We start from the raw sequence: 15,348 nt of genomic DNA on the forward strand, positions 1-15,348 counted from the left end.
CGTGGATCTACCGCACCGCTCCGGTAGTGCCGGCCGCTGGCCGGCAATCGCGACGCCGTCGAGGATCCATGGGTTGCCGGCCAGCGGCCGGCACTACCGGTCCGCGCAGGACCTACTGGCGGCGTACCGACTGCACGACCGACAGACGACGCAGGCGGCGCATCACTTCGGCCAGGTGGTTGCGGTCGCGTACCTGGATGTTGAACGCCAGCACGGCGGCGTTGAAGTCGCGGTCCAGGTAGTCCACGCGCTCGATGTTGGAATGGCTCTGGGCGATGGCGGCGGCCAGCTGCGCCAGCACGCCGGTGCCGTTCTCTACTTCCACCACCAGCGAAGTGTCGTAGTCGCCGGAGACGGTGGTGTCCCAGCCGATCGGCACCCAGCGCTCGGGCGACTTGCGCAGCTCGGCCAGGTTCGGGCAGTCCATGCGGTGCACCACGATGCCCTTGCCGGCGGTGTGGTAGCCCATGATCTCGTCGCCGGGAATCGGCTGGCAGCAGCCGGCGAAGGTGACCACGCCGCGCTCGCTGCCGTTGATCAGGATCTTTTCCTGCGAATGGTGGCGCGAATGCGGGCCGCCACGCAGTTCGGCGTAGGCCATCAGCGCCTGCGCGGCCTGGGTCGGCATCCAGTTGCCCAGCGCCACCTCGGCCAGCAGCGCCTCCAGACGCGGGAAACGGTGCTCGGCCAGGAACGCATCCAGGCGCCCCTTCGGCAGCCGTTCCAGCGACGAATCCATCGCCTCCAGCGCACGGTCGAGCATGCGGTGGCCGAGCTGCACGGCATCTTCGTGCTCCAGCTGCTTGAGCTGGTGGCGGATGGCAGTGCGCGCCTTGCTGGTGACCACGAATTCCAGCCACTGCGGTTTCGGCGTGGCCGAGCGCGCGGTGATGATCTCCACCGACTGCCCCGACACCAGCTTGGTGCGCAGTGGCACCAGTTTCTTGTCCACGCGCGAGGCCACCGCCATGTTGCCGACATCGGTATGCACGGCGTAGGCGAAATCGAGCGCGGTGGAATTGCGCGGCAGGGCCAGGATCTTGCCCTTCGGCGTGAACAGGTAGACCTCGTCCGGGAACAGGTCGACCTTGACGTTGTCGAGGAACTCCAGCGAGGAGCCGGCGGCGCGCTGCGAGTCGATCAGCTCGACGATCCAGGCGTGGGCACGGCTCTGCGCGCTGTTGGGCGAATCGCCACCAAACTTGTAGGTCCAGTGCGCGGCCACGCCGCGCTCGGCGATCAGGTCCATTTCCTCGGTACGGATCTGCACTTCGATCGGCGAGCCGTACGGCCCGAACAGCACGGTGTGCAGCGACTGGTAGCCGTTGGCCTTGGGAATGGCGATGAAATCGCGGAAGCGGCCATCCAGCGGTTTGAAGGTGGCATGCACCGAACCCAGCGCGTGGTAACAGCTGGGCACGCTGCGCACGACCAGGCGGAAGCCGAACACGTCCATCACCTGGTCGAAGGATTTGTTCTCGTCGCGCATCTTGTTGTAGATGCTCCACGGGGTCTTGATGCGGCTGATCAGCCGATGCTCGATCCCCTCCTTGGCCAGGCGCTGCGACAGCTGCACTTCCACCTGCGCCATCGCCTCGCGGCGCACCACCGGCTGGCTGCGGATGTGTTTTTCAATGATGGCGTGGCGCCACGGGTAGAGCGCCTTGAAGCCGAGGTTCTGCAGCTCGCTCTTGACCAGGCTCATGCCCAAGCGCTGGGCGATGGGCGCGTAGATCTCCAGCGTCTCGCGGGCGATGCGGCCGCGCGCTTCGCGGCTCTGCGCGCCCAGCGTGCGCATGTTGTGCAGGCGGTCGGCCAGCTTGATCATGATCACGCGCAGGTCGCGCGACATCGCCAGCAGCATCTTGCGGAAGCTCTCGGCGGCCGCTTCCTGGCGGTCGCGGAACTTCAGCTTGTCCAGCTTGGTCACGCCGTCGACCAGTTCGGCCACAGCTTCGCCGAACTCGGCAGCCAGCGCCTCGCGGGTGAGCGGGGTGTCTTCGATGGTGTCGTGCAGGATCGCGGCGATCAGCGCTTCCACGTCCAGGCCGAGCTCGGCCAGCACCTGGGCCACGGCCACCGGATGGGTGATATAGGGCTCGCCCGACTTGCGCGTCTGCCCAGCGTGCGCGGAGGCACCGACTTCCCAGGCACGGCGCAGCAGCGGCAGCTGTTCCGGCGGCAGGTAATGGGCGGCGCGTTCAAGCTGGAGGACGTAGTCGGGTACGGCGGCAGCGGGGGCTGCGGCGACCTTGGCAGTGGGGCCTGGGTTCATGCCCGAAGCCTATTCCAGCGCGACGTTTACGGCAAATCCTGAATGCGAAACAGCCCGCACGGGGCGGGCTGTTCGGCGATCCAGCAATGACGTTGATCGATGCGATCAATCGTCGTTCTTGGACATGTCTTCGTCGGCGACCACTTCGGCGGCAGCCCACTCCAGCGCTTCGCGCTCGGCGCGCTCACGCTCGGCCTTCTCGACTTCGTCGATCAGCGCGTTGTCGATCTTGCGGGCGGCGATTTCACGCAACGCCAGCACGGTCGGCTTGTCCTCGGTCTCGCTGTTGTCCAGCGTGGCCTGCACGCCGTTGGCGAGCTGGCGGGCACGCTTGGAAGCCATCATGACCAGTTCGAAACGGTTGTTAACGACTTCCAGGCAATCTTCTACGGTGATGCGGGCCATACGGGCTCCCGGCGACCGGTCGGCCGCTCAGTCGAATGAGGGAAAGGGGACGGAGTGTACTGGCAGGGGCTGGACAAAATCAAGCCAACCCCCACCTGATTCTTTTGGAATCAGTCAGTTGCACCCGGATCGGGGGTCAGCAGAGCCTGGATCAGGCCGGCGTGGCGGACCTTCTGGGCCTCCCGGCGCAGGCGGCTGGCGGTGAAGATGGCGCACAGCTCGTCCACGGCGGTGTCGAACACCTCGTTGACGATGACGTAGTCGAACTCGTTGAAGTGCAGCATTTCATCGCGTGCCGCGCCCAGGCGCTGGGCGATGACCGCCTCGCTGTCCTGGCCGCGCTTGCGCATGCGGTCCTGCAGGGCCTGCTTGGACGGCGGCAGGATGAACACGGTGACCGTGCCCGGCACCAGCTGGCGCACCTGCTGCGCGCCCTGCCAGTCGATTTCCAGCAGCACGTCCTGGCCGGCGGCCAGCTGCGGCTCCACCGACTGCCGGGCGGTGCCCTTCCAGTCGCCGTGCACCCAGGCATGCTCGAAGAAGTCGCCGGCGGCGATCATTTCCTCGAACCTCTCCGCAGAGACGAAATGGTAGTGCTGGCCGTTCACTTCACCCGGGCGCATCGCGCGCGAGGTGAAGGAGATCGACAGGGCGATCTGCGGGTCACGCGCCAGGGTGGCGTTGACGATGCTGCTCTTGCCGGCGCCGGACGGGGCGGCCACGATGTACAGCGTGCCGCGCGCAACGGCGTCCGACGGCTTCGACGGGGCGCTCATGCGCGGAACCCAATTGGTTGATTTCGCAAAATTTTTCCTCGGTGTTCCAGGTCCGGCGCGGAGGATCGCGCCAGGACGGCGGGGGCTGCGCGGAACATCCTGGAACCAGGCCCGGCAGACGCTTCCCCAGGGGGCGGGCACGCAACTTTACCAGAGCAGGCCCTTTCCGGGCCCGTCCGGCAGGCGCCGCGCCTTGTGCCACATGGGCATCCGGAGGCCTGTGCTATAACCGGCCCGTACCCAACGACAGCCCGGAGGCCTGCGCCTCCCCGCCATCCCAGGAGAACGGCATGCCATCGATGAGCCGCCGCCAGTTCCTGAAAGTGACCGGGACAACCCTGGTCGGCTCCAGCCTGGCATTGATGGGCTTCGCGCCCGGCATCGCGCTCGCGGAGGTCAGGCAGTACAAGCTGACCCGCGCGACCGAGACCCGCAACACCTGTACCTACTGTTCGGTGGCCTGCGGCATCCTGATGTACAGCCTCGGCGATGGTGCCAAGAACGCCGAACCGAGCATTTTCCACATCGAGGGCGACCCGGACCATCCGGTGAACCGCGGCACGCTGTGCCCGAAGGGCGCCGGCCTGGCCGACATCATCCACAGCAAGTCGCGCCTGCTCTACCCCGAGTACCGCGCGCCGGGCTCGAACGAGTGGAAGCGGCTGAGCTGGGACGATGCGCTGGACCGCATCGCGCGGCTGATGAAGGAAGACCGCGATGCCAACTTCGTGCAGAAGAACGAAGCCGGGCAGACGGTCAACCGCTGGCTGACCACTGGCATGCTGGCGGCCTCGGCCACCAGCAATGAGACCGCGGTGCTGACCCACAAGGTCGTCCGCTCCCTCGGCATGCTGGCATTCGACAACCAGGCACGTGTCTGACACGGCCCGACGGTGGCAGGTCTTGCCCCGACGCTAGGCCGTGGTGCGATGACGAATCACTGGGTCGACATCAAGAATGCCGACCTGATCCTGATCATGGGTGGCAACGCCGCCGAGGCGCATCCGTGCGGGTTCAAATGGGTGACCGAGGCCAAGGCCCACAACAAGGCCCGGCTGATCGTGGTCGATCCGCGCTTCAACCGCTCGGCCGCGGTGGCCGACGTGTACGCGCCGATCCGCACCGGTACCGACATCGTGTTCCTGGGCGGCCTGATCAACTACCTGCTGACCGAGGACCGCATCCAGCACGAGTACGTGCTGAACTACACCGACATGTCGTTCCTGGTGAAGGACGAGTTCGCCTTCAAGGACGGCCTGTATTCGGGCTACAACGAAGAAAAGCGCAGCTACGACCGTTCCAGCTGGGACTACGCCTACGGTGACGATGGATTCGTGCGCAGCGACCCGACGCTGAAGGATCCGCGCTGCGTCTACAACCTGCTGAAACAACACTACGCGCGTTACACGGTGGAGATGGTCGAGCGCATCTGCGGCACGCCGGCCGACAGCATCCGCCAAGTGTGGGACATGATCGCGTCCACCGCCGGCAAGGACAAGGCGATGACCATCCTGTACGCGCTGGGCTGGACGCAGCACTCGATCGGCGCGCAGAACGTGCGTGCCGGCACCATGGTGCAGCTGCTGCTGGGCAACATCGGCGTGGCCGGTGGCGGCATGAACGCGCTGCGCGGGCACTCCAACATCCAGGGCCTGACCGACATCGGCCTGATGTCCGACCTGCTGCCCGGCTACCTGACCCTGCCGAAACAGGATGAGCAGGACTACAACGCCTACATCGCCAAGCGCACGCAGAAGCCGCTGCGCGCCAACCAGATGTCGTTCTGGCAGAACTATCCGAAGTTCCACGTCAGCCTGATGAAATCGTGGTGGGGCGATGCCGCCACCGCCGACAACAACTGGTGCTTTGATTACCTGCCCAAGCTCGACAAGCCGTACGACATGCTGCAGGCGTACGAGCTGATGAACGAGGGCAAGATCCACGGCTACATCTGCCAGGGCTTCAATCCTCTGGCCTCGGCGCCGAACAAGGGCAAGCTGATCAGTGCGTTCTCCAAGCTGAAGTTCATGGTCAGCATGGATCCGCTGGAAACCGAGACCATCGCCTTCTGGCAGAACCACGGCGCACTGAACGACGTCGACCCGAGCACGATCCAGACCGAAGTGTTCCGACTGCCCACCACTTCCTTTGCCGAGGAGAACGGCGCGGTGGTGAATTCCTCGCGCTGGCTGCAGTGGCACTGGAAGGGGGCCAACCCGCCGGGCGAAGCGCGCAGCGACATCGAGATCATGTCCGAGCTGTTCCATCGCATCAAAGCGATGTACGAGAAGGATGGCGGTGCGTGGTGGGAGCCGGTACGCGACCTGGCCTGGAAGTATTCCAACCCGGAGCTGCCGACGCCGGAAGAACTGGCGATGGAATACAACGGCAAGGCGCTCGTGGACGTGTTCGATCCGAAGGACCCGACCAAGCTGGTGCGCAAGGCCGGCGAGCAGCTGGCCGCGTTCGGCGACCTGCGCGACGATGGCAGCACGTCCTCCGGCTGCTGGATCTACATCGGCGCCTGGGGCCCGACCGGCAACATGATGGCGCGGCGTGACAACAGTGACCCGACAGGCATCGGCAACACGCTGGGCTGGGCCTGGGCGTGGCCTGCCAACCGCCGCGTGATGTACAACCGCGCCTCGTGCGACGTGGCTGGCCAACCGTTCGATCCACGCCGCACGCTGCTGGCCTGGAACGGCAAGAACTGGGGCAACGTGGACGTGCCGGACTTCAAGGCCGACGAAGATCCTGCCGGCGGGATGGGCCCGTTCATCATGAACCCGGAAGGCATCGCGCGCTTCTTCGCCAAGGCCGGCATGGCCGAAGGCCCGTTCCCGGAGCACTACGAACCGTTCGATACCCCGCTGCGCAGCAATCCGCTCAGCCCCGGCCAGGCCCTGACGCTGAACAACCCCGCGGCACGCGTGTTCGCCAGCGACCGTGCACAGATCGGTTCGCCGGACGAGTTCCCGCATGTGGCCACCACCTACCGCCTGACCGAGCATTTCCACTTCTGGACCAAGCACGGCAAGCTCAACGCCATCATCCAGCCCGAGCAGTTCGTCGAGATCGGTGCGGCATTGGCCGACGAGCTGGGCATCACCAACGGCAGCCGCGTGCGCGTGAGTTCCAAGCGTGGCCATATCGAAGCCGTTGCGATGGTGACCAAGCGGATCAAGGCCCTGCAGATCGATGGAAAGACCGTGCACCAGGTGGGCGTGCCGATCCACTGGGGCTTCCTCGGTGCGGCCAAGCCCGGATACATCGCCAATACGCTGACCAACGCCATCGGTGACGGCAACTCGCAGACGCCTGAATCGAAGTGCATCCTGGTCAAGGTCGAGAAGGTGTAGGAGACACGCCATGTCACTGCAATCCCTGGACATCATCCGCCGCTCGGCCACCACCACGCCCTCGCCGGAGGCGCGTGGTGCGCACACCGGCCAGGTCGCCAAGCTGATCGATGTGAGCAAGTGCATCGGCTGCAAGGCCTGCCAGGTCGCCTGCATGGAGTGGAATGACCTGCGCGACGACGTGGGAAGCTGCGTTGGCAGCTACGACAACCCGCCCGACCTGAGCGATCAGTCGTGGACGGTGATGAAGTTCCGCGAGTACGAGGACGAGAAGGGCAAGCTGGAGTGGCTGATCCGCAAGGAAGGCTGCATGCACTGCAGCGATCCGGGCTGCCTGAAGGCCTGCCCGTCGCCCGGTGCCATCATCCAGTACGCCAACGGCATCGTCGACTTCCAGGAAGAGAACTGCATCGGCTGCGGCTACTGCGTGACCGGTTGTCCGTTCGACGTGCCGCGCATCTCCAAGAAGGACCACAAGGCCTACAAGTGCACGCTGTGTTCGGACCGGGTTGCGGTGGGCCAGGAACCGGCCTGCGTGAAGACCTGCCCGACCGGCGCAATCACCTTCGGCAGCAAGCAGGCGATGACCGAGCATGCGGCCGGACGCGTGGAAGACCTGAAATCGCGCGGCTACGAGAACGCGGGCCTGTACGACCCGCAGGGCGTCGGCGGAACCCACGTGATGTACGTGCTGCAGCACGTGGACAGGCCGGAGCTGTATGCCGACCTGCCCAAGGACCCGCGCATCAGCCCGATGGTGGAGGTGTGGAAGGGCGTGGCCAAGCCGCTGGGCGTGCTGGCGATCGCCGCCACCGCCTTCGCCGGCTTCCTGCATTACATCGGCATCGGCCGCAACACGGTCAATGACGAGGAAGAAGAGGAAGCCGAGCACGAGGCGAAGAAGATCGAAGAGGAACAGCGGCCATGAAGTACGCCCCGCACCCGCGCCAGATCATCCGCTACCGCGCACCGACCCGCATCAACCACTGGATCGTGGCAATCTGCTTCGTGCTGACCGCGCTGTCCGGGCTGGCGCTGTTCCACCCTGCCCTGTTCCCGTTGACCCAGTTGTTCGGTGGCGGACCGTGGACGCGCATCCTGCATCCGTTCATCGGGCTGGCCATGGTGGTGGGCTTTGCGCTGCTGGCGTTCCGCATGTGGCGCGACAATCTGCCGACCGCCGACGATCGCGCATGGATGCGCGGCATGCGCGATGTACTGCGCAACGAGGATGAGAAGCTGCCGCCGGTGGGCCGTTTCAATGCCGGCCAGAAGCTGCTGTTCTGGGCCATCATCGGCTGCCTGTCGGCGCTGCTGCTGACCGGCTTCGTGATCTGGCGGCAGTACTTCAGCCACTTCTTCCCGATCGGGGTGATCCGCTTCTCGGTGCTGGCCCATGCGCTGTTCGGCTGGGTGCTGGTGTGCGCGATCGTGGTGCACATCTATGCGGCGATCTGGATCAAGGGCTCGGTGCGGGCGATGACCCAGGGCAAGGTGACCTATGGGTGGGCGTACAAGCACCACCGGCAGTGGTTCCGGGACATCCTGCGCGGACGTCGGGAAGAGGGTTAGCGGCAGGGCCTGCGGCCCTGCACCCGCAGAGGCAAGGTCAACGTCAACGTCAAGAGCGGGCTTCCTGAGGGGTGGCGGGGTGGATCCGGTTGCGGGGGACGCCGTCAACCCGTCCTTGGGGGCTTGGCCGCGGCATCCATGCCGCGGACACCCCCGCAACCGGATCCACCCCGCCTTCGACAGTTTCCCGCTGCTGTCGGAATGGCATGAGCTGCTCTTGGTGGGTGTCGACCTTGGTCGACACGATGAACATGGCAACGACCGAAACGGGTTTTTGTAGAGTCGAGCCGTGCTCGACTGCTCTGCTCGACTGCGCTGCCTGGAACACGCTGGACGCGAGCGCCGACAACGGCGAGGATGGAGGCTGGTTCCTCTGGCTGGCCCTGCATGGCGCAACGCATCCTTGAACCCGGTGAGATCGAGACGCTCGCCTCGCGCGATGTGCCGCGCATCATCCTGCCCGATATCGAGTCACTGTTCGCTGAGCGCGCGACGCGCCTGCGCAGCCTGGCCGCGCACAGTGCCATCGGCGGCTACCTGCAGCTGCTGGCGGCGTTGGCCGATGCACAGCAGGCGCTGCTGGATGAGCTGACACCGCAGCAGCGCGAGGCACTGCAGTCGCAGGCGCGTGCGCAGCAGTCGAGTGCGGCGGCCGGTGCCGGCATGCCGTTGCGGCCGGCCAACACGCTTCAGCTGGATGGATGCTGGCGCGACTGGCTGCGCACGCTGTGCCAGCACTGTGCCGACGAAGCCGGGCTTCCGGTGGAAACCCGGCAGGAGCTGCAACGCGTCGCGGCTGCCGACGACGCCTGGCTGGATGCTCAGGCGCACGCGGTGCTGGAGCGCGATGACGCGCCGTCGGTGTATGCGGTCACTGCGCTGCTGGTGATGAACGCACTGCAGGTTTACTGGGCGGTGCTCGCAGCCAGCTTCCGCCCTACCGACCTGAAGCCGCTGGCTGATGCGCCAGGGCTGTGCCCGCTGTGCGGCACGTTGCCGGTGACCAGCGTGGTGCAGGCACGCCCACCCTATGCATCCTACCGTTACCTGTCGTGCTCGCTGTGCGCCTGCCAATGGCACTACGTGCGCGTGCAGTGCAGCCAGTGTGGTGCCGCCGGCAAGGACATCGCCTATCGCGCCCTGGCCGATGTGGACGGCGACAGCGGCGAGGCGGTGCGCGAGAGCGCGGTGCGTGCCGAGACCTGCGACCACTGCCACAGCTACCGCAAGATCCTGTATCTGGAAAAGGACCCGTCACTGGAGCCGGTGGCCGATGACCTCGGCACGCTGGCGCTGGATCTGCTGCTGGCCGAGGAAGGCTATGCGCGTGCCAGCCAGAATCCTCTGCTGTGGCAATCCGACGGCGACTGAGGCGATGACAGCCATACCCCCCGCCCCGGCATCGGCCGCCGCCCTGCCCTCGCTGGACCGGGTGCTGCGCCTGCCTGCACTGGCGCCACTGATCGAAGGCCACGGTCGAAGCCGCATCACCCAGCTGCTGCGTTCGCACCTGCAGGTGCTGCGTGAGGGCGTCAGCGCCGGCCAGTTGTCGACCGCGCAGCTGCAGGAAGCGGTCGACGGCCCGGCGCTGGTGGCAGCGGTCGAGGCCGCACTGGCAGCCGATGCACGGCTGGACCTGCAGCCGATGTTCAACCTGACCGGCACCGTACTGCATACCAACCTGGGTCGCGCATTGCTGCCCGAGGCCGCGGTGCACGCGGTCACCCGCGCGATGACCGCGCCGGTCGATCTGGAGTTCGACGTCATCCGTGGCCGTCGCGGCGACCGCGATGCGCGGGTACAGGCACTGATCTGCGAGCTGACCGGTGCCGGAGCCGCCACTGTGGTCAACAACAATGCGGCAGCGGTCCTGCTGCTGCTCAACAGCCTGGCCAACCGCCGTGAGGTGGTGGTGTCGCGCGGCGAGTTGGTGGAGATCGGCGGCGCTTTCCGCATCCCGGATGTGATGCGCAGCGCGGGCGCTCGGCTGCTGGAAGTGGGTACCACCAACCGCACCCATGCGGCCGACTTCACCAACGCCATCGGCGCGCGCACAGCGCTGCTGATGGAGGTGCATGCCAGCAACTACGCGATCACCGGATTCACTGCCAAGGTCGACACGGCGGCGATGGCCACGATCGCGCACGAGCATGGCCTGCCGCTGGTGGTGGACCTGGGCAGTGGCAGCCTGTGGGATCTGGCCACGTTCGGCCTGCCGCACGAACCCACCGTGCAGGAAACGCTGACGGCCGGCGCCGATCTGGTTTCATTCAGCGGCGACAAGCTGCTGGGTGGTCCGCAGGCCGGCATCATCGCCGGCCGCGCCGACCTGATCGCGCGGATCAACCGCAACCCGCTGAAGCGGGCACTGCGCATGGACAAGATGGGCCTGGCCGCACTGGAAGCGGTGCTGGCCCTGTACCGCGAACCCGAGCTGCTGGCACAGCGGCTGCCGACACTGCGCACGCTCTCGCGCACGCAGGATGACATTGATGCGCAGGCCCAGCGCCTGCTGCAGCCGATGCGTGCCTCGCTCACGGCGGACTACACCCTCGGGCCCGCTTCGATGCACAGCCAGATCGGCAGCGGCGCCCAGCCACAGGCGCAGCTGGCCAGCGCCGGACTGCGCATTACCAGCGCGCGCCGTGGCGGACTGGATCGGCTGGCCAAGCGCCTGCGTCAGCTGCCGCGACCCGTGCTGGGCCGCATTGCCGATGACGCGCTGTGGCTGGACCTGCGCTGCCTGGAACCGGCCGACGAAGCCGACTTCCTCGCCCAGTGGAGCACGCTGCAGGCATGATCGTCGGCACCGCCGGGCATATCGACCATGGCAAGACCAGCCTGGTGCGGGCACTGACCGGCATCGAAACCGATCGCCTGCAGGAAGAGCGTACGCGTGGTATTTCCATCGAGCTGGGCTATGCCTATGTTCCTGTGGAACGCAGGGACGGCACAGGTCCTGTCGCGACGCTGGGTTTCGTCGACGTGCCGGGCCACGAGCGCTTCGTGCACACGATGGTGGCCGGCGCCACGGGTATCGACGTCGCCCTGCTGGTCATCGCTGCCGACGACGGCGTGATGCCACAGACCCGCGAGCATCTGGCCATCCTGCAGCTGCTGGGCGTGAACCGGGGTGCGGTGGCGCTGACCAAGATCGACCGTGTGGATGCGGCGCGCCTGGCCCGGGTCGAGATCGAGGTCGCTGCCCTGCTGGCCGGCACGCCGCTGCAGGATTCCCCTGTGTTCACCTGCAACAGCACCGCACCCGACGATGCTGGCATCAACGCGCTGCGTACCCAGCTGCACGCGTGGGCGGCGGACGACGCCAGCACGCGCCAGGCCGAACTGCGCAGCGAGCTGTTCCGCATGCCGGTGGACCGCGTGTTCTCGCTGGCCGGTCATGGCACGCTGGTGACCGGTGCAGTGCACGGCGGCATCGCCTCGGTGGGTGAGCATCTGCAGCTGATGCCGGCCGCCACTGAAGTGCGCATACGCAGCATCCACGCGCAGAACCAGGCCAGTGACCACGCGATGGCCGGGCAGCGCTGCGCGCTGAACCTGGCGGCCATCGCCCGTGATGACATCCGTCGCGGTGACTGGATCGCCGACGCACGCGCACTGCTGGCCACCACCCGCGTTGATGTGCGGTTGCGGCTGTCCGCGTTGGCCGCACCGTTGCGCGACTGGGCACCGCTGCATATCCACTGGGGCACGATGCACCGGCAGGCCCATGTGGTGCTGCTGGAGGACCATGACCACGGTGATGGGCAGTTGGTGCAGCTGGTGTTCGATGCTCCGGTCTGTGCGATGTGTGGCGATCACTTCATTGCCCGCGATTCAGCGGCCACCCACACGCTGGGCGGCGGCCTCGTGCTCGATCCGGACCCGCCACAGCGGCGCCGGCGCAGTCCTGCACGGCTCGCATGGCTGGGAGCACTGGAGCAACTGGCCGCGGGTGCGGGAATCGGCCCACTGTTGCAGCAGGCGCCCTTCGGCGTTGCCATGGCCGCGCTGCAGCGTTACTGCCGGCGCGCCGCCGACCGGATCGATCTTCCTGCAGACACGCGACGCATCGTCACCCGCGAAGACACGGTAGTCATCCTTGTGTCGCACTGGCAGGCATTGCGCGAGCAGGTGATCGCCTCACTGCGTGGATGGCATGAGCGACGCCCGGACGAACCCGGTGTCGACAGCGGCCGCCTGCAGCGCAGCACCCTGCCCGCGCTTGCAGCGAGCCTCTGGAATGCGCTGCTGCAGGACCTGCTGGACGACGGCAGCGTGCAACGCGTGGGTGCCTGGTGGCGCCTGCCCGGGCATGACCATGCGCCACCGGAACGCGAGCGTCTGCTGCTGGAACGCGTGCTGCCGCAACTGCACGCCGGTCGCTTCGATCCGCCGTGGGTGCGCACCCTTGCTGCCGAGATCGGCCTGGCCGAAGACGAAGTCCGCGCCGTCCTGCGCCGTGCCACCGCACGTGGCGAGCTGTTCCAGGTGGTGCCGGACCTGTTCTATGCACCCGCGTGCATTGCGGAACTCGCCGCGATCGTCGCGCAGCTGTCACAGGCCAGCGGCACGGTGGATGCGGCCACGTTCCGCGATGCCATCGGCCTGGGCCGCAAACGCAGCATCCAGATCTTGGAGTTCTTCAATCGCGTTGGCTACACTCGACGCGTCGGTGACCAGCATCGGCCGCGCGGCGACCTGCAGTGGAACGCAGCCCGCGACTGAGCCCACCGGTACCGCCGTACTTTCGGAAGGCATGCGCATCCGGGCATGCGGCTGGGCTTCAAACCCAGTAGGGGGCGTCGATCGTTCCCTGGTAGGTTCGACTCCTGCTGCCTTCCGCCATTCGCGTTCCCGCAGGAGATGTCGGCATGGCCACGCACGCGCAGTCCCCCGCCCCTTCAACGGCCGATGCCCCGCAACGACTGACCTCTCTCGCGCATGGCGGCGGCTGCGGCTGCAAGATCGCGCCGGGCGTGCTGAGCGAACTGCTGCGTGGCGTTCCAGTACTTCCGGCACCGGCTGAGCTGCTGGTGGGCCGTGAGAACAGCGACGACGCCGCGGTGTATCGCCTCGATGACCGGCAGGCGATCGTCGCCACCACCGACTTCTTCATGCCGATCGTCGACGACCCGTTCGACTTCGGCCGCATCGCGGCCACCAACGCGCTGTCGGACCTGTATGCGATGGGCGCGCGCCCGCTGTTCGCACTGGCCATCGTCGGCATGCCGATCAACACGCTGCCGCAGGACACGATCCGCGGCATTCTGCAGGGTGGCGAACGCGCCTGCGCCGATGCTGGCATCGTGGTCGCTGGTGGCCACAGCATCGATTCGGTGGAACCCATCTACGGCCTGGTTGCGATCGGCGTGCTCGACCCGCAACGACTCAAGCGCAATGCCGATGCCCGCGCCGGCGACGTGCTGGTGCTGGGCAAGCCGTTGGGCGTGGGCGTGTATTCGTCGGCGCTGAAGAAGGAAGTGCTGGATGCCGACGGCTACCGGCAGATGATCGCGTCGACCACCCGCCTGAACACCGTGGGCGTGCCGCTGGCCGCGCTGGACGGTGTGCATGCCATGACCGACGTCACCGGCTTCGGCCTGCTCGGCCACCTGCTGGAAGTGTGCCGCGCCAGTGGTGTCGCTGCCGAGGTGGACAGTGCACAGGTGCCGCTGCTGCCGCAGGCGCTGGAGCTGCTGCAGCGTGGCTGCGTGACCGGCGCATCCAACCGCAACTGGGCCTCCTATGGCACCGAGGTGCGCTTCGCCGATGGGTTGCCGGCACACTGGCAACCACTGCTGACCGACCCTCAGACCAGCGGCGGACTGCTGGTGTCGTGCGCTCCGGAGGCGGTGGATGCAGTGCTGGCCTGCTTCCACGACGCGGGGTTCGGCCAGGCAGCCGTGGTCGGGCGTTTGAGCGAAGGAGCGCCGGGCGTCAGCGTGCGCTGATGCGCTGGAACGACAAGGGCGCCCGAAGGCGCCCCTGCTGTACCGCTGGATGCAACATCACTCGATGTTCTGCACCTGTTCGCGGATCTGGTCGATCAGCACCTTCAGCTCCACCGCGGCATTGGACGTACGGCTGTCCACCGACTTCGAGCCCAGCGTATTGGCTTCGCGGTTGAACTCCTGCAGCAGGAAGTCAAGGCGGCGACCGACCGGCTCGCGCTGCTTGAGCACGCGGCGGATCTCGACGATGTGGCTGCCGAGGCGGTCCAGCTCTTCATCCACGTCCAGCTTCTGCAGCCACAGGACCAGTTCCTGCTCGGCGCGGCCGGGGTCGACCGGGTGCGGCAGGTCGGCCAGGCGTGCGGCCAGCTTGGCGCGCTGGCCGTCGCGAATGGCCGGAATCAGCGTGCGGACTTCGGTGGCGATGCGTTCGATGCCGTCCACACGCTCGCTGATGGCCGCAGCCAACTTGCCGCCTTCGCGCTCACGGGCCTCGACGAAGCCATCCAGCACCTGGTCCAGCAGCGCCAGCGCCTCGACCTGCAGGGCGGCGGCGTCGGTGGCCTCGCCACGGGTCACGCCCGGCAGCTGCAGCAGGTCGGTGAAGCTGACCTGCAGGTTGGGGAAATCGGAGGTCAGGCGGTGCGCCAGGCGGCCCAGCTGGCCCAGCAGGGCCTCGTCCACCTGCAGGTTGGCCGCCGCTTCCGGCGCGCGCAGGCGCATCACCAGATCCAGCTTGCCACGGCTCAGGCGCGCGGCGATGCGCTCGCGCAGCTGCGGTTCGAGCGCCCGCAGTTCCTCGGGCAGGCGGGTGCCGACCTCCAGGAAACGGTGGTTGACCGAGCGCAGCTCGCAGCCCAGCGTGCCCCACGGGGTGACCCGCTCGCCGCCGGCATAGGCGGTCATGCTTCGAATCATGGATTGTGTCCGGTGCGTGCAAAGGGGGAATGGTACCCTAGCGCCCTCACCAGAGCCCCCTTGCCCGCCCCGTGAAGGCCGCGGGCGTG

At 67.0% G+C, this 15,348-nt stretch carries 12 protein-coding genes and 1 tRNA gene; 9 read left to right on the forward strand and 4 right to left on the reverse strand.

What is annotated here, in order from left to right; all coding sequences use genetic code 11:
* Positions 1-112: 112 nt before the first annotated feature.
* The 3 genes from AC5P68_RS01600 to gmk all read right to left on the reverse strand — a co-directional run bounded on the left by AC5P68_RS01600 (position 113) and on the right by gmk (position 3,456).
* Complete coding sequence (locus tag AC5P68_RS01600) at positions 113-2,275, reverse strand: RelA/SpoT family protein (RefSeq protein ID WP_005410876.1); 2,163 nt, start codon at positions 2,273-2,275, stop codon at positions 113-115.
* Positions 2,276-2,380: 105 nt separating this feature from the next.
* The gene (gene rpoZ, locus AC5P68_RS01605; RefSeq protein WP_005410877.1) at positions 2,381-2,680 is read right to left on the reverse strand and encodes a DNA-directed RNA polymerase subunit omega; all 300 of its coding nucleotides are present in this window, start codon (positions 2,678-2,680) and stop codon (positions 2,381-2,383) included.
* A gap of 110 nt (positions 2,681-2,790) precedes the next feature.
* Positions 2,791-3,456 carry a guanylate kinase gene (gmk, locus tag AC5P68_RS01610; RefSeq protein ID WP_032956072.1) on the reverse strand — a complete coding sequence of 222 codons (666 nt, stop codon included), beginning with the start codon at positions 3,454-3,456 and terminating at the stop codon, positions 2,791-2,793.
* A gap of 290 nt (positions 3,457-3,746) precedes the next feature.
* On the opposite strand from gmk, the gene fdnG reads away from it, so the two are divergent.
* From fdnG to selD, 9 genes are all read left to right on the forward strand, one after another.
* Positions 3,747-6,815, forward strand: coding sequence for a formate dehydrogenase-N subunit alpha (fdnG, locus tag AC5P68_RS01615; RefSeq protein ID WP_495216715.1), 3,069 nt, complete (start codon positions 3,747-3,749; stop codon positions 6,813-6,815).
* Between the two features lie 10 nt (positions 6,816-6,825).
* Positions 6,826-7,743, forward strand: coding sequence for a formate dehydrogenase subunit beta (gene fdxH, locus AC5P68_RS01620; protein ID WP_033834948.1), 918 nt, complete (start codon positions 6,826-6,828; stop codon positions 7,741-7,743).
* Positions 7,740-8,387 (forward strand): formate dehydrogenase subunit gamma, encoded by a 648-nt coding sequence (locus AC5P68_RS01625; RefSeq protein WP_005410882.1) that lies wholly within the window; start codon positions 7,740-7,742, stop codon positions 8,385-8,387. The genes fdxH and AC5P68_RS01625 overlap by 4 nt, the downstream gene beginning before the upstream one ends.
* Before the next feature lie 251 nt (positions 8,388-8,638).
* Positions 8,639-8,794, forward strand: a complete 156-nt coding sequence (locus AC5P68_RS01630; protein ID WP_495216714.1) for a hypothetical protein — start codon at positions 8,639-8,641, stop codon at positions 8,792-8,794.
* Positions 8,775-9,758, forward strand: coding sequence for a formate dehydrogenase accessory protein FdhE (fdhE, locus tag AC5P68_RS01635; RefSeq protein ID WP_495216712.1), 984 nt, complete (start codon positions 8,775-8,777; stop codon positions 9,756-9,758). The genes AC5P68_RS01630 and fdhE overlap by 20 nt, the downstream gene beginning before the upstream one ends.
* Before the next feature lie 4 nt (positions 9,759-9,762).
* Complete coding sequence (gene selA, locus AC5P68_RS01640) at positions 9,763-11,187, forward strand: L-seryl-tRNA(Sec) selenium transferase (RefSeq protein WP_495216710.1); 1,425 nt, start codon at positions 9,763-9,765, stop codon at positions 11,185-11,187.
* Positions 11,184-13,115 carry a selenocysteine-specific translation elongation factor gene (gene selB / locus AC5P68_RS01645; RefSeq protein ID WP_049403447.1) on the forward strand — a complete coding sequence of 644 codons (1,932 nt, stop codon included), beginning with the start codon at positions 11,184-11,186 and terminating at the stop codon, positions 13,113-13,115. The genes selA and selB overlap by 4 nt, the downstream gene beginning before the upstream one ends.
* A 24-nt stretch (positions 13,116-13,139) precedes the next feature.
* Positions 13,140-13,235: transfer RNA gene (locus AC5P68_RS01650), tRNA-Sec, on the forward strand.
* A 26-nt stretch (positions 13,236-13,261) separates the two neighbouring features.
* Positions 13,262-14,341, forward strand: a complete 1,080-nt coding sequence (gene selD / locus AC5P68_RS01655; protein ID WP_184014293.1) for a selenide, water dikinase SelD — start codon at positions 13,262-13,264, stop codon at positions 14,339-14,341.
* A gap of 57 nt (positions 14,342-14,398) precedes the next feature.
* On the opposite strand, the gene AC5P68_RS01660 is transcribed toward selD, so the two are convergent.
* Positions 14,399-15,259 carry a YicC/YloC family endoribonuclease gene (locus tag AC5P68_RS01660; protein ID WP_005410888.1) on the reverse strand — a complete coding sequence of 287 codons (861 nt, stop codon included), beginning with the start codon at positions 15,257-15,259 and terminating at the stop codon, positions 14,399-14,401.
* Positions 15,260-15,348 lie beyond the last annotated feature (89 nt).

The organism is Stenotrophomonas sp. YJH_SMC_58, from assembly GCF_059369635.1.

Excerpts from the sequence above, each read along its gene's own strand:
- AC5P68_RS01600 (WP_005410876.1), bottom strand. The coding sequence starts at position 2,275 with ATGAACCCAGGCCCCACTGCCAAGGTCGCCGCAGCCCCCGCTGCCGCC.
- rpoZ (WP_005410877.1), bottom strand. The coding sequence starts at position 2,680 with ATGGCCCGCATCACCGTAGAAGATTGCCTGGAAGTCGTTAACAACCGT.
- gmk (WP_032956072.1), bottom strand. The coding sequence starts at position 3,456 with ATGAGCGCCCCGTCGAAGCCGTCGGACGCCGTTGCGCGCGGCACGCTG.
- fdxH (WP_033834948.1), top strand. The coding sequence starts at position 6,826 with ATGTCACTGCAATCCCTGGACATCATCCGCCGCTCGGCCACCACCACG.
- AC5P68_RS01625 (WP_005410882.1), top strand. The coding sequence starts at position 7,740 with ATGAAGTACGCCCCGCACCCGCGCCAGATCATCCGCTACCGCGCACCG.
- AC5P68_RS01630 (WP_495216714.1), top strand. The coding sequence starts at position 8,639 with ATGGCAACGACCGAAACGGGTTTTTGTAGAGTCGAGCCGTGCTCGACT.
- fdhE (WP_495216712.1), top strand. The coding sequence starts at position 8,775 with ATGGCGCAACGCATCCTTGAACCCGGTGAGATCGAGACGCTCGCCTCG.
- selA (WP_495216710.1), top strand. The coding sequence starts at position 9,763 with ATGACAGCCATACCCCCCGCCCCGGCATCGGCCGCCGCCCTGCCCTCG.
- selB (WP_049403447.1), top strand. The coding sequence starts at position 11,184 with ATGATCGTCGGCACCGCCGGGCATATCGACCATGGCAAGACCAGCCTG.
- selD (WP_184014293.1), top strand. The coding sequence starts at position 13,262 with ATGGCCACGCACGCGCAGTCCCCCGCCCCTTCAACGGCCGATGCCCCG.
- AC5P68_RS01660 (WP_005410888.1), bottom strand. The coding sequence starts at position 15,259 with ATGATTCGAAGCATGACCGCCTATGCCGGCGGCGAGCGGGTCACCCCG.